This window comes from Halomonas sp. H10-59, assembly GCF_040070555.1.
Classification (GTDB): Bacteria; Pseudomonadota; Gammaproteobacteria; order Pseudomonadales; family Halomonadaceae; genus Halomonas; species Halomonas litopenaei.
Genome location: NZ_CP098828.1, coordinates 388816 through 402643, shown reverse-complemented (window position 1 = coordinate 402643; position 13828 = coordinate 388816). Strand labels below are relative to the sequence as shown.

Here is a 13828-nt window from a genome sequence, read left to right as displayed (position 1 = left end):
AAACACCTGGACGCACATTCTTGAACGACAACAACAATGAGGCCACCCATGTCTTCTCCTCTTCGCACCGATTCCGTCGATCCGGTGGATGAACGGCTGCCACTGAAGGCCGCCATCCTCTACGGCTTGCAGCACGTATTGGTGATGGCAGCCGCACCGATCACGGCGGTCTTCCTGGTCGGCCAGGCGCTGGGCTTCGGACCTGACGTCACGGTACCGCTGATGAGCGCCACCTTCCTCGCCTGTGGCCTCGGCACCCTGCTGCAATCCATCGGGGTACTGGGCTTCGGCGCGAGACTCCCGTTCGTGCAGGTACCTGGCGGTGCCCCCATCGTCATTTTTCTGGCGATCGCCCAGGCCACCGATATCCAGACCGCAACCGGTGCGGTGATTCTGACCGCCTTGTTCTACTTCCTGGCACTGCCCTTCTTCACCCGAGTTCTCCGCTTCTTTCCGCCCATCGTGATCGGCACCATGCTGCTGCTGGTGGCCATCAACCTGGTCAAGATCTTCGGTGGCCTCATCGCCGGGCGCCCTGACAGCCCCGACTTCGCTGCCCCTTCGACCATTCTGCTGGCGCTGGCCACCATCGCCTGCATCGTCGTGAGTGCCAGAGTGTTTACCGGCGCCCTGCGTCGCATCTCGGTGATGATCGGACTTGTCATGGGTGCGCTGATCGCGGCAGCCTTCGGTCACCTCAGCGTGGCGGGCATCCTCGATGGCCCCTTGATCGCCCTGCCCCAACTCTTTCCTTTCGGCATGCCCAAGTTCGACCTGCTGGCGTCGCTGCCGCTGATCATCTTCAGCGTGGTGTCGATGACCGAGGCCACCGGCCAGACCATGGCCACCGCCGAAATCGTCGGCAAGCGTGGCGACGCCAAGGCCCTGGTTCCCAGGAACATTCGCGCCGACGCCCTGGGCTCGCTGTTCGGCGGGTGCCTCGGCACCTCGCTGATCATCACCAGCGGCGAGAATATCGGCATCATCCGGGCCACTGGCGTGCGCTTGCGCTATGTCACCATCGCCGCCGGCTGTCTGCTGATCCTGCTGGCCATGCTGGCACCTCTGGGCCGACTGGCCGCCACCCTGCCGACACCGGTGGTGGCCGGCACCGCCGTCATCGTCTTCGCCATCATCGGGGTCATGGGCATCAACATCCTGCGCCGCGTCGACTTCAATGAGCACGGCAACCTCTTCACCCTGGCCTCGGCGCTGGCCATGGGTCTGCTGCCGATCGTTGTACCGGGCTTCTACTCAGCCTTCCCGACCCACCTGCAGATCATCCTGGGTAATGGACTGGCCATGGGCACCCTCACCGCGGTGATCGTCAACCTGGCCTTCTACCACCTGGGCAGCGGCAACAGCGCCCGCGAGACCCAGCCCTCCCACACCGAAGCTCCGGAGACAGATTCATGACGCTCGATCAGCAACTGCGCCAGCGACTCTCGGCCAGCGAGCTGCTGCTGTGCCCTGGAGAACTGCTCGCGAATGGAAGCATTCAGCGTGACATGGGAGTCGTGACGAGCGCCGGGTGCTTCATCGATATCGGACCCAAGGAAGCCCTAGTCGCCCGTCATCCGACGTTGTCCCCGATCGACCTGCCGGGACACCTGATGATGCCGGGGTTCGTCGACAGCCACCATCACCTGACCCAGTCACTGGGCAAGTCGCTGGTGTTCGGGGAACCCTCCGAAATCTTTCGACGCATCTGGGTGCCGCTGGAGTCCAGCCTGGACGAGCGACTGCTTCACTTGTCGTCCAAACTGGCGGCACTCGAGGCCTTGCGTGGAGGCTTTACCACTGCGGTGGACGCGGGCACCCGCAGTGCGGGGGAAATCGGCGCACTCGCCAAGGCGGCCGAAGAAAGTGGGCTTCGCTGCGTGCTCGGCATGATCTGCAATGATCGGGGCGGTAGCGGTTCGCCCCGGCAACGCAACGCCATTCTCGACCGTGCCGTGGCCCACCTGGCGGACTACCGCGACCACGCGTTGATCCATCCATCCCTGGCAATTTCCATTCCCGAAGCGGCCAGCGACGATATGCTCAATGACGTCGCCACGCTATGCCGCGACAAGGGAGCGATCTTCCAGAGCCACGTCAACGAGCACCTCCAGGCGGTCGAACGTTCTCTGGTAACGCGCTCACAGCGGCCGCTGGAGCATCTGCATGCGGTGGGCGCACTCGGCCCACAGACCCTGATCGCCCACGCCACCCTGGTCACGCCAGACGAACTCAATCTGCTGCGAGATACCGATACCGCGGTGGCCTTCAATCCGGTCGCCAGCAGCTGGAAAGGCAACGCGGTGGCGCCCGCCCTGCAGATGGCGGCGCTTGGCATCCGTTTCGGGCTCGGTACAGACGGTACCCGCAGTGATGGCTTTCGCCTGATGGATGCGGCCGAGACCAGCCAGCGAATGGCCTTCGGTCTGGCTACCGGCGACAGCTCCTGTGGCGGTGGCTGGCGCTGGCTGGAGCACGCTACCCAGGGCAGCGCCGAGTGCTGCGGGCTTGGCAGCATCACCGGCGACATCACTGTGGATAAAGCCGCCGACTTCCTGCTGGTGGATCTCGAGGTGCCTGAGATGACGCCTTCCTGGGACCGGCCCTGGGAACTTGTGCGCTACGGCAATCGGGATCAGATCGAAGCCGTGTTCACCGCTGGCCGACTGAGACTCTGGCAAGGCTGGCCAGTGGACTGGGACGCACGGGCACTGCTTGCCGAGGTCCGCGAGGTGGCTCCCGCCGCCATCAACAAGGCACCGATCCAGCGGGTCCATCCGACCTCCGAGGTGCATCGCGAGCGCCATGGAAAAGCTGGTGAAACGACGCCCTTCAGGCAGCGAGGCAATGGGGAGCCCCGATGCTAACGACCACTACCTATGCGATCGCCGCCGTAGCCACCCTGCTGGCGTCCTTCGTCCAGGGAGCCATCGGTATCGGTTTCGCGCTGATCGTGGCCCCGGTGCTGGGAATTCTGGCACCGACTCTGCTGCCGGTGGCATTGCTGGTCCTGATGCTTCCGCTGAATCTCCTGGTGGCGCTGCGCGAGCGCGAGGCCATCGATTGGCGCGGCAGCGCCTGGATCAGCGCTGGACGATTGCCAGGCACCCTGGCCGGGCTCGCGGTGTTGATGGTGCTGAGCACTCAGGGGCTCAACCAGTTGATCGGAGCATCCACCGTGCTCGCGGTGCTGGTCGCCCTCTTTGCTCCGGTGTTTCGACCGGGCACCGGCGCCTGCCTCACGGTGGGTGCCATCACCGGTGTCACCGAAACCGCCACCGGGGTCGGTGGCCCTCCCCTGGCCCTGCTCTACCAGCATCGACCGGGTCCCGAGCTACGCTCCACCATTGCCTGTTGCTTCGTGGTCGGCGAGGTACTGTCACTGTTGATTCTCGCCATGGCAGGTGCCGTGCAACAGGCACAGCTGTGGTGGGCGCTCGCTCTTCTTCCTCCTCTGCTGATCGGTACCGTCTTGAGCCGAATCATGCACCAGCGTCTGGATGCCAAGCGCCTGCGTCAGGGGGTCCTGTTGTTTGCGCTACTCTCCGGGCTGTTCCTGATGGTGCCGCGATAGCCAGCGTCTGTCTTTTGCGCGAGCGATCAGGAAGGCTAAGCTGACAGGGCCACTTCTCGCTCAAGGATAGGGAATGTCCGCCATCTTGCTCTGGACGCTGGTCGCCATCATCGCCACCGCCATCATCTGGAAGGGCAGCGGTCTGCTCGAACACTCGAGCCAGCGCCTGTCGGCCTACTACCGGCTGCCGGAAATCGTTCAGGGTGCCATCGTGGTGGCGGTAGGCTCGAGCTTCCCGGAGCTGTCCACCACCGCCATCTCGACCCTGGTCCACGGCGAGTTCGAGCTCGGTGTGGCGGCCATCGTCGGCTCGGCGCTGTTCAATATCCTGGTGATTCCCGGGCTCAGCGGGCTGGCCTCGAAGTCACCGCTTCAGGCCAATCGCGACCTGGTCTACAAGGAAGCCCAGTTCTACATGATCGCGGTGGCGGTGCTGACCCTGACCTTCGCCTTCGCCGCCATCTACCATCCGGTGGAGACCTCGCCCCAGGGCGGCAGCATCCAGGGCGAGATGACCCGCTGGCTGGCCTTGATGCCGGTAGCCCTGTACGGGCTCTACCTATTTGTGCAGTACCAGGACACTCTGGATCATGAATCCGACGAGGACGTCAGCGACATCCGCCCGGGACGAGAGTGGGGACGACTGGCGCTGTCGCTGGTGGTCATCGTGGTCGGCGTCGAGGGGCTGGTGCGCGCGGCGATCAACTTCGGCGAGATCTTCGGCACCCCGAGTTTCCTGTGGGGCATCACCGTGGTCGCGGCCGGCACCTCGATTCCCGATGCCTTCGTCTCCATCCGCGCGGCACGCCAGGGACGCGGCGTCACCAGCATCGCCAATGTGCTAGGCAGCAACACCTTCGACCTGCTGGTGTGCATCCCGGCAGGCGTGCTGATCGCCGGTACCGCGGTGATCGACTTCTCGCTGGCGGCGCCGATGATGGCCGCGCTGACCTTCGCCACGGTGCTGCTGTTTCTGATGATGCGCACCCACATGATCCTGTCGCGGCGCGAGTCGATCTGTCTGCTGGTGGTCTACGCGGCCTTCGTGGTGTGGGTCTCGCTCGAGTCCTTCGGCACCATCGACCTGGTGCCGCACCTGCCGCCATCGGGCGCTGTCAGCGCCCACGCCACGACTGGATAGCGATGACACTAGGCGCCCAGACGATCGGCCAGATCGATCAACGAGGTGCAGTGGAAATCGTTGTCGGGCGAACCTTCCACCGCCTTGGGGGCGTCTTCGCCGAACTCATGGGGACGCTCGATGTAGGCGGTCTTGAGGCCGCAGCGGCGGGCGGCGTCGAGGTCATCCTGGTGGGCGGCCACCAGCATCACCTCCTCGGGGGCCACCTCGAAGACCTCGGCCACTCCCAGGTAGGTGTCGGGATGGGGCTTGTAGGCGCGGAAGACCTCGGCGGACAGGATCAGGTCCCAGGGCAGGCCGGCGTGCTTGGCCATATTGGCGAGCAGCCCCAGGTTGCCATTGGACAGGGTGCACAGGGTAAAGCCGCGCTTGAGCCGTGACAGCCCCTCGACGCTGTCGGGCCAGGGCGCCAGACGATGCCAGGCGCGGTTGAGATGGGCCCTGCCCGCCTCGTCCAGTGCCAGCCCGTGGCGATCGAGCAGCTCATCGAGAATCATCCGATGCAAGTCGTCGATACGCGTCCAGCCAAGCTCGCCGGACATCACCCTGTCCATGGCCGGCCGATAGCCCGCGCGCCAGGCTCTGGCGAAGTCCGCGGGCGTCATCGGTGCCGAGGCGCCTGGCGACGTGAGCAAACCCAGCGCCTCGACCTCCCGGACGATGCTCCCGTGCCAGTCGACCACAGTGCCGAAGATATCGAAGGCGAGTATCTGCGGGCGTACCGGTGCTGTCGTCATGATCGCTCTCCTTGTTTCGCGGCCGGTGGGTCTTGTCCAAAGTCGTAGCGGTACCCTACGGCGGGTACCAAGGCTTGGCCTAGCGCTTTGGGTCTGCCGCCCCGGGCGCCAACCTCGCCCTGAGCGACTCGGCAAGAAAGTCGAGAAACAGGCGTATACGCACGACCTGACGCATGTCCTGGTGGGCCAACAGCCACAGGTCGACCGCCAATGCCTCCAACTCATCTCCTACCTGTTTCAAGCCGACATCAGCATCGCCCAGATAACGAGGAAGCACCACCGCCCCCAAGCCACGCCTGGCGGCCTGCTGCCGCCCCAGCAGGCTATCGCAACGGAAGCGGACCATCGCTTGCTCGACCTTGTCTTCCATCCAAGCCGCCAGCGCCGCATCGTCGGGGCGCTGTCCCTGATCGATCCAGGCGGTAATATCGCCCGGCTCGGAGATGTCGCCATCGCGAGCCACGTAGATCGCCTGGCGGATCGAACCGACTCGCCGACCCACCAACGTCTCGGGCGGCTGGTTGGAGGGCCGAATCGCCACCTCGGCGTCGCGAGCAGCCAGATCATAGAGGGCATTGGAGACCGAGACATCAAGCACGATGGCGGGATGGCGTTGCTGGAACGCCTCGAATACCGGCATCAGCAGCCCCTGCAGCAAGGAGTCTGTCAGGGTGACGCGAATGACGCCCTCCAGCCGTTGATCCCTCCCCTGGATGCGGCGCGTCACCCCTTCTACCTCCTGGTGCACGCGCGCTGCCGCCTGCGCCATCTCTTCCCCCGCCAAGGTGGGCTGGTAACCACCGGGTGAGCGCTCGAACAACAGCACGCCCAGGCGCCGCTCGATGTTTCGCAAGCGCCGAAACACGGTGGCGTGGCTGACGCCAAGCTGGCGTGCCGCCCCTGAGAGAGAGCCCGAGCGCGAAATCTCGAGCACCGTCCTCAAGTCGTCCCAACTGTTCATTTTTGCAAAGCCTACCGACAAGAATAGGGAATTTTGTTGCACAAGTGTAAGGCATAGCCTGAACCACACCCACCGCAACGGAGTCGACCATGAATGTCCTGATCGTTCACTGTCACCCTGAACCCCACTCCTTGAACGGCGCCTTGACCGCCATCACCGCCGACACTCTGACCTCCCAGGGCCATAGGGTGGTCATCAGCGACCTGTACGCTGAAGGCTTCGATGCCATTGAACACCCTCGCCACTATCGCAATCGCCAGGATTCGCAGGTGTTTAGGGCACTGACGGAACAACGCCATGCCTTCGAAGGAGGACAGCTTCCCGAGGATGTGGCAAGAGAAATCCAACGGCTGGAACAGGCAGAGCTGGTGATTTTTCAGTTTCCACTGTGGTGGCATGGACCACCGGCCATGCTCAAGGGCTGGTTCGATCGCGTGATGGTGTACGGAGGGATGTACTCCGGAAGTCGCCGCTATGATCACGGGCGACTCAAGGGCAAACGCGCCATCTGCGCGGTGACGACAGGATCGCCGGCGGAAGCCTTCGAGCCCGCTGGCAGAGCGGGAGACATTGTTAGGCTGATGTACCCCTTCCACTGTTCCCTGTATTACCTGGGCCTCGAAGTGCTGCCACCACAGCTCGCCTTCGGCATCCAGGGCGGCGGCCTCGCCTATCAGGAGGAGACCGCATTCTGCCGGCACCTCGAAAGCACCAAGGCCGACTGGCGGGCCAGGCTCAAGGGCCTGGAAGGGGAGTCGACGATCCCCTTCTCAGGGTGGGATGACTGGGACGAGCAAGGTCGGCTGGGCCTGCGTCATCCTCTGCGATGGCGATAGAAGCTCCGACTCGGCACTCCAGTATCCGCGGCAACGCCTTAGTGCGCTTCGTCCCAGTTGTCACCGCACTCGGCCTCGACGATCAGCGGTACGTCGAGGCTGGCGGCGTTCTGCATGCGCGTCTTGACCTCTTCCATGAAGGTCTCGGCCTGGTCATCTCTGACCTCGAACACCAGTTCGTCATGGACCTGCATCACCATCCAGGCGTCGAAGCCGTCGCTGCCGGCCTGGTCTGCGAGCCAGGCGTCCATATCGATCATCGCGCGCTTGATGATGTCCGCCGCGGTGCCCTGCATCGGTGCGTTGATGGCGGTACGCTCGGCGCCCTGGCGCCGGGCACGGTTCTGGGAGTGGATCTCCGGCAGGTAGAGCCGGCGTCCGAACACCGTCTCGACGTAGCCGTCTTCGGCGGCCTGGGCGCGGATGCGCTCCATATAGCGGGCCACCCCCGGGTAGCGATCGAAGTAGCGGTCGATATAGGTCTTGGCCTGGCTCTGCTCGATATGCAGCTGGCGGCCCAGGCCCCAGGCACTCATGCCGTAGATCAGGCCGAAGTTGATCGCCTTGGCGCTGCGCCGCTGCTCGCCGTTGACCTTGTCCAGGGCCACCCCGAACACCTCGGCGGCGGTGGCGGCGTGGATGTCCTTGTCCTCGGCGAAGGCTGACAACAGGCCCTTGTCGCCGGACAGGTGGGCCATGATGCGCAGCTCGATCTGGGAGTAGTCCGCCGCCACGATGCGATAGCCCGGGCGTGCCACGAAGGCCTGGCGGATGCGCCGTCCCTCGTCGGTACGAATCGGGATATTCTGCAGGTTGGGGTCGGAAGACGACAGCCGCCCGGTGGCGGTCACTGCCTGGTGGTAGCTGGTGTGGACCCGGCCGGTGGCCTTGTTGACCAGCTTCGGCAGCTTGTCGGTGTAGGTCGAGCGCAGCTTGGACAGGCCGCGATGCTCGATGATCACCTTGGGCAGCGGGTAGTCCAGCGCCAGCTCCTCGAGCACCGCCTCGGCGGTGGAGGGCGCGCCCTTGGGGGTCTTCTTGATCACCGGGATGCCCTGCTCCTCGAACAGGATCTGGCCGAGCTGCTTGGGCGAGCCGAGGTTGAACTCGCGCCCGGCAAGCTCATAGGCGCGGGCCTCGAGCTCGCGAATGCGCTCCCCCAGCTCCCGGCTCTGGGTGTGCAGTAGCTCCGCGTCCAGCGCCACGCCGTTGCGCTCCATGCGCGACAGCACCCGCACCAGCGGGCGTTCGAGCTCGTCGAGGACCTCGGCCAGGCGGCCAGTCTCGTCCACTCGTGGGCGCAGCGTCTGGTGCAGCCGCAGGGTGATGTCGACGTCCTCGCAGGCGTAGGGCGCAGCCTGTTCCAGTGCGATCTGGTTGAAGGTCAGCTGCTTGGCGCCCTTGCCGGCGATGTCCTCGAACTTGACGGTGCCCTCGCCCAAGTACTTGAGCGCCAGCGAGTCCATGTCGTGGCGGGTGGCGGTGGAGTCGAGCACGTAGGACTCGAGCATGGTATCCACCAGGGGCCCCTTGACCGGGATGTCGTAGCGCGCCAGCACCGAGATATCGTACTTGAGATTCTGGCCGATCTTGGCGATCGCCTCGTCGGCCAGCACCGGCGCCAGCGCCTCGAGCACCGCCTTGCGATCGAGCTGGGCCGGGGCGTCGAGATAGTCGTGGCCCAGCGGAATGTAGGCCGCCTCGCCGGGCGTCAGGCACAGGCCGACACCGACGATGTCGGCCTCCATGTAGTTGAGGCTGGTGGTCTCCAGATCGAAGCAGAAGGCCTCGGCAGCGGCCAGTCGTTCAAGCCAGGCGTCCAGCTCGGCCTGTTCAAGGATCACCGTATCCTGACGCTCGCTGGAAGGTGCCGTCTGGGCCTTGTTCTTGTTAGCGCCTTCGCCTCCGTTGTCCCCCTCGGGGGTGTCGGAACCACCGGCGACATCATCGACGCCTTCATCCTGGCCGGCCAGCAGCTCCGACAGCCAGTTCTTGAACTCCAGGCGTTGATACAGCGTCTTCAGCGCCTCGCGATCCGGCGCGGCGATGGCCAGATCATCGAGGCCGAGCTCCAGCTCGCAGTCGGTCTTGATGGTCGCCAGTTCGTAGGACAGGTAGGCCTTGTCGCGGTGCTCCTCGAGCTTCTTCGGCAGCGTCTTGGCGCCACGAAACGACAGCGTCTTGACCTTGTCGAGATCGCCGTAGATGACGTCGAGCCCGCCTTCCATGCCCTGCAGCAGGCCGATGGCGGTCTTTTCGCCCACTCCGGGGACTCCGGGGATGTTGTCGACCTTGTCACCCATCAGCGCCAGGTAGTCGATGATCAGCTCCGGCGGCAGGCCGAACTTGTCGTTGACCCCGTCCACGTCGAGGGTCTCGCCCTTCATGGTGTTGACCAGGGTGATATGGCCATTGACCAGCTGGGCCATGTCCTTGTCACCGGTGGAAATCACCGCGTCGCGACCGGCGTCGGTGGCCATCTTCGCCAGGGTGCCGATGACGTCGTCGGCCTCGACCCCCTCGATGCACAGCAGTGGCAGGCCGAGCGCACGCACGCACTCGTGCAGCGGCTTCACCTGAGCGCGCAGGTCGTCGGGCATCGGTGGCCGCTGGGCCTTGTACTGGTCGTAGAGCTCGTCGCGGAAGGTCTTGCCCGGGGCGTCGAAGATCACCGCCATGGGACTGTCCGGGTAGTCCTTGATCAGCCGCTTGAGCATGTTGATCACGCCCTTGATGGCGCCGGTGGGCTGACCCTCGGAGGTGGTCAGCGGCGGCAGAGCGTGGAAGGCACGGTACAGATAGGAGGAACCGTCGACGAGAACGATGGGGCTTGAGGCCATGGATCGGCGTCCCTGTAAGGATAAATGACTACGATGCCACCCATGATACGCATCCCTTTCGTCTTTTGCCGGACGCTTTTACGACCTCGACGCGGTCACGGCCATCGCCCTGTCCTTGCGTCAGCCCCTGGCCCACCCTGCGCCCGCCCCTTATGCCGGCCATCAGGCGTCGACCTGGGGCATCGGCCCTGTTCCTTTACTTTGCGAGGGGAACCTGTGCCGACGTATCATGGTCTGATCGAACAGTGTTCCCTTTGTTTTGCCAACCGTTCATTCTCCCATCCTGGAGCCCCACCATGACAATCACCCGCATCGCGAGCGCCCTTCTGCTGTCGCTGGCCCTGCTGGCCGCCGCCGCGCCGGTGCTCGCCCAGGCGCAACCCGACATCAGCGTCCGCCAGGAAGCCAACCAGACGCTGCGCGAGTACCGCGTCAACGGCAAGCTGTACGCCATCAAGGTCGAGCCCAAGGATGGCAGCGCCTACTTCCTGGTCGACCGCAACGGCGACGGCAACTTCGAGCGCCAGGGCGGCGACAACGTCGAGATCCCCGGCTGGGTTCGCTGACCCAAGGCCGCTGCCTGGGCGGCGCGCCCGCCGCTGCGTCCCCTAGCTGTTGATGCCCGTCTGGCAAGCGGCGCGAAAGCCAGCTGAGACCACTCCCGTAGATCACGTGCAACTCGGTGCCAAGTCGCTACAATAGGCGCCTTGGCAACCCCGGGCGAGACGATTCATGGCCGTATTCACTCCGCTTGACGACGCACAGGTCGCAGGCTTTCTCAGCCGTTTTGACGTCGGCGAACTGACGAAGCTGCAGGGCGTGCCCGCGGGCACCGAGAACAGCACCTTCTTTGTCACCACCGACCGTCGCGAACTGGTGCTGACGCTGTTCGAGCAGGGAGAGCACGAAGAGCTGCCGTTCTTCGTCGAGCTGCTCGACTTCCTCGACGAGCACCGAATCCCGGTGGCCGGGCCGATTCACGACCGTGACGGTATCGCCCTGCACGAACTGGCGGGTCGGCCGGCGCTGCTGTTTCCGCGCCTGCCGGGCGCCCATCCCAGCGCGCCCGACGTGACCCAGTGCCGAGCGCTGGGGCAGGCGCTCGGCGAGATGCATCGTGTCTCCCGCCACTTCGGTGGACACCGTCCCAATCCTCGCGACATTCATTGGCTGTCGGCCATGCACCACAAGGTGCTGGTCTACCTCTCGCCCGAGGACCAGGCGCTGATGCAGGACGAGGTCGACGCCTATCAGGCCGCGCTGGAAAGCGCGGAGCCGCTGCCCCAGGGCGCCCTGCACGGCGACCTGTTTCGCGACAACACGCTGTTCGACGGCGAGCGCCTGGGTGGCATCATCGACTTCTACAACGGCTGCACCGGCGACCTGCTGTTCGACCTGGCCATCGTCATCAATGACTGGGCCACCGACGCCGACGGTCGCCTGGTAGCCGAGCGCCACGACGCTCTGCTCGAGGCCTACCTGGCCGAACGCCCGCTGACCGCCACCGAGCGCGAACTGTGGCCGCTGATGCTGCGCCTGACCGCCCTGCGCTACTGGCTGTCTCGCCTGCTGGTAGTCTACGTGGACCCACCGGCCCACGACCTGACCCCCCACGATCCCGAACAGTTCCGACGCATCCTGCTTGCGCGCCTGGAACATGGAGCCCTGCCCTTGCCAGACATCGAGGCCCGCCCGTGAGCCACAAGCCCGACGCCGACTCCGCCGTGCAACGCGCCCGCCGCACCTGGAACATCGACCAGTGGGGTAGCGGCTACTTTGACGTGGACGAGGACGGACAGGCACTGGTCCGCCCGCTAGGCGAGGTCGAACCCGGCCCCAGCCTGTCGCTGCGTGGCCTGGTCGACCAGATCCGCCAGGCCGGCCTGCGCCTGCCGGTACTGATCCGCTTCACCGATATCCTGCACGACCGGGTCGAGCAGCTGTGCGCGGCCTTCGACCAGGCCATGGCCGAGGAAAACTTCGAGAGCGGCTACACCGCGGTGTACCCGATCAAGGTCAACCAGCAGCGCCGAGTGGTGGAAGAGATCCTCGCCACCAACGAGCGCGGGCGCGACCGGGTTGGCCTGGAGGCCGGCAGCAAGCCGGAACTGCTGGCGGTGCTGGCCCTGTCCGGCGATGGCCCCTCGCTGATCGTGTGCAACGGCTACAAGGATCGCGAGTACATTCGCCTGGCGCTGATGGGCGAGAAGCTCGGCCATCGGGTCTATCTGGTGGTGGAGAAGCTCTCCGAGCTGCCGATGATCCTCGAGGAGGCCGAACGCCTGGGGGTGACCCCGCGCATCGGCCTGCGTGCCCGACTGTCCTCGGTGGGCCGCGGCAAGTGGCAGGACACCGGCGGAGAGAAGTCCAAGTTCGGCCTGACCGCCGGCCAGATCCTGACCGTGGTCGAGCGCCTGACCGAAGCCGGGCGACTCGACAGCCTGCAGCTGGTGCACTTCCACCTGGGCTCCCAGATTGCCAACATCGGTGATATCCAGCGTGGCCTGCGCGAGTGCGCGCGCTTCTACCAGTACCTGCGCCAACTGGGCGCGCCGGTGGACACCGTGGACGTGGGCGGTGGACTTGGGGTCGACTACGAGGGCACCCACTCGCGCAACTTCTGCTCGATCAACTACTCGATGCTCGAGTACGCCCGTAACGTGGTCTACGCCTTCAATCAGGTGTGTGCCGCCGAAGGTCTGCCCCAGCCGCATCTGATCAGTGAATCCGGCCGCGCCCTGACCGCCCACCACGCGGTGCTGATCACCAACGTGATCGGCGAGGAAAGCGTGGACACCGCGCCGCCGACCGAACGCAAGAGCGACGACCCCGAGGTCGAGGCGCTGTGGCGCACCCTGGACTTTCTCAAGCGCGAGCCGGAACCGCGTGGGCTGGTGGAGGCCTGGCACGACCTGATCCAGGACATGGGCGACCTGCACGACCGCTTCGTGCTGGGGGCCGCCGATCTGGCCGCCCGCGCCGAGGGCGAGAGCGTCTACTTCGCCGCCTGCGCCGCCCTGAGGTCACAGCTCGACCCACGCAATCGCGCCCACCGCGAGATCCTCGACGAGCTGGCCGAGAAACTCGCCGACAAGCTGTTCGTCAACTTCTCGCTGTTTCAGTCGATGCCCGACGTCTGGGGCATCAAGCAGATCTTCCCGGTGCTGCCGCTGTCCGGGCTCGACCGTCGCCCAAGCCGCCGTGGAGTGATTCAGGACATCACCTGCGACAGCGATGGGCGCATCGACAGCTACGTCGACGGCCAGGGGGTCGAAACCACCCTGCCGCTGCCGGAGTGGCGCGAAGACGACGAGCGCCTGCTCGGCTTCTTCATGGTCGGCGCCTACCAGGAGATCCTCGGTGATCTGCACAACCTGTTCGGCGACACCGACGCTGTCGACGCCTCGCTGGATCGCGACGGTGGCTGGCGCCTGACCAACCTGCAGTGGGGCGACCGGGTCTCCGACGTACTCGGCTACGTCAACTTCAACGCCGACGTGCTGCGCGAACGGCTCCGGGTCCAGCTCACCCGCAGCAACCTCGACCCACGCGAACAGCGTCACTTCCTCGATGATCTGTCAGAAGGGCTCGACGGCTACACCTACCTGGAGTGAGCCGACCCGCACGCCCCACTCCGTGTGAGCCTTCGCCCGGCGATGCCTACAGGTATCGCCGGGCGCCTGCTATTGGGGACTTGAGCTCTTGCGCCTGGCCCACGCTCGTGGCGAGATATGCATCA

Annotated in this window: 11 protein-coding genes; 8 read left to right on the top strand and 3 right to left on the bottom strand. The window is 65.2% G+C overall.

Features of this window, described 5'->3' with window-relative positions; all coding sequences use genetic code 11:
• Window positions 1–48 precede the first annotated feature (48 nt).
• The 4 genes from NFG57_RS01840 (at window position 49) to NFG57_RS01825 (ending at window position 4715) form a co-directional block, all read left to right on the top strand.
• Window positions 49–1416, top strand: coding sequence for a solute carrier family 23 protein (locus tag NFG57_RS01840; protein WP_348815224.1), 1368 nt, complete (start codon window positions 49–51; stop codon window positions 1414–1416).
• Window positions 1413–2867 (top strand): amidohydrolase family protein, encoded by a 1455-nt coding sequence (locus NFG57_RS01835; RefSeq protein ID WP_348815222.1) that lies wholly within the window; start codon window positions 1413–1415, stop codon window positions 2865–2867. The genes NFG57_RS01840 and NFG57_RS01835 overlap by 4 nt, the downstream gene beginning before the upstream one ends.
• Window positions 2861–3574, top strand: a complete 714-nt coding sequence (locus tag NFG57_RS01830) for a sulfite exporter TauE/SafE family protein (protein WP_348815221.1) — start codon at window positions 2861–2863, stop codon at window positions 3572–3574. Before NFG57_RS01835 ends, NFG57_RS01830 begins: the two co-directional genes overlap by 7 nt.
• A gap of 73 nt (window positions 3575–3647) precedes the next feature.
• A complete protein-coding gene (locus NFG57_RS01825; protein WP_348815220.1) occupies window positions 3648–4715 on the top strand; it encodes a sodium:calcium antiporter in 1068 nt (355 codons plus the stop codon).
• An 8-nt stretch (window positions 4716–4723) separates the two neighbouring features.
• Here NFG57_RS01825 and NFG57_RS01820 read toward each other — a convergent pair whose 3' ends face one another.
• On the bottom strand, window positions 4724–5452 hold the full coding sequence (locus NFG57_RS01820; protein WP_287163400.1) for a haloacid dehalogenase type II: 729 nt from the start codon (window positions 5450–5452) through the stop codon (window positions 4724–4726).
• A gap of 79 nt (window positions 5453–5531) precedes the next feature.
• Window positions 5532–6413 (bottom strand): LysR family transcriptional regulator, encoded by an 882-nt coding sequence (locus NFG57_RS01815; RefSeq protein ID WP_287163401.1) that lies wholly within the window; start codon window positions 6411–6413, stop codon window positions 5532–5534.
• 89 nt (window positions 6414–6502) lie between these two features.
• Between NFG57_RS01815 and NFG57_RS01810 the strand changes: the two genes are divergently transcribed.
• Window positions 6503–7249, top strand: coding sequence for an NAD(P)H-dependent oxidoreductase (locus NFG57_RS01810; RefSeq protein WP_287163403.1), 747 nt, complete (start codon window positions 6503–6505; stop codon window positions 7247–7249).
• Window positions 7250–7287: 38 nt separating this feature from the next.
• On the opposite strand, the gene polA is transcribed toward NFG57_RS01810, so the two are convergent.
• Window positions 7288–10089 carry a DNA polymerase I gene (polA, locus tag NFG57_RS01805; RefSeq protein WP_348815219.1) on the bottom strand — a complete coding sequence of 934 codons (2802 nt, stop codon included), beginning with the start codon at window positions 10087–10089 and terminating at the stop codon, window positions 7288–7290.
• A gap of 296 nt (window positions 10090–10385) precedes the next feature.
• Between polA and NFG57_RS01800 the strand changes: the two genes are divergently transcribed.
• The 3 genes from NFG57_RS01800 to speA all read left to right on the top strand — a co-directional run bounded on the left by NFG57_RS01800 (window position 10386) and on the right by speA (window position 13703).
• Window positions 10386–10655 (top strand): DUF2782 domain-containing protein, encoded by a 270-nt coding sequence (locus tag NFG57_RS01800; RefSeq protein ID WP_045992628.1) that lies wholly within the window; start codon window positions 10386–10388, stop codon window positions 10653–10655.
• A gap of 166 nt (window positions 10656–10821) precedes the next feature.
• Window positions 10822–11787, top strand: a complete 966-nt coding sequence (locus NFG57_RS01795) for a homoserine kinase (protein ID WP_045992627.1) — start codon at window positions 10822–10824, stop codon at window positions 11785–11787.
• Window positions 11784–13703 (top strand): biosynthetic arginine decarboxylase, encoded by a 1920-nt coding sequence (gene speA / locus NFG57_RS01790; protein ID WP_045992626.1) that lies wholly within the window; start codon window positions 11784–11786, stop codon window positions 13701–13703. The genes NFG57_RS01795 and speA overlap by 4 nt, the downstream gene beginning before the upstream one ends.
• Window positions 13704–13828: the final 125 nt, after the last annotated feature.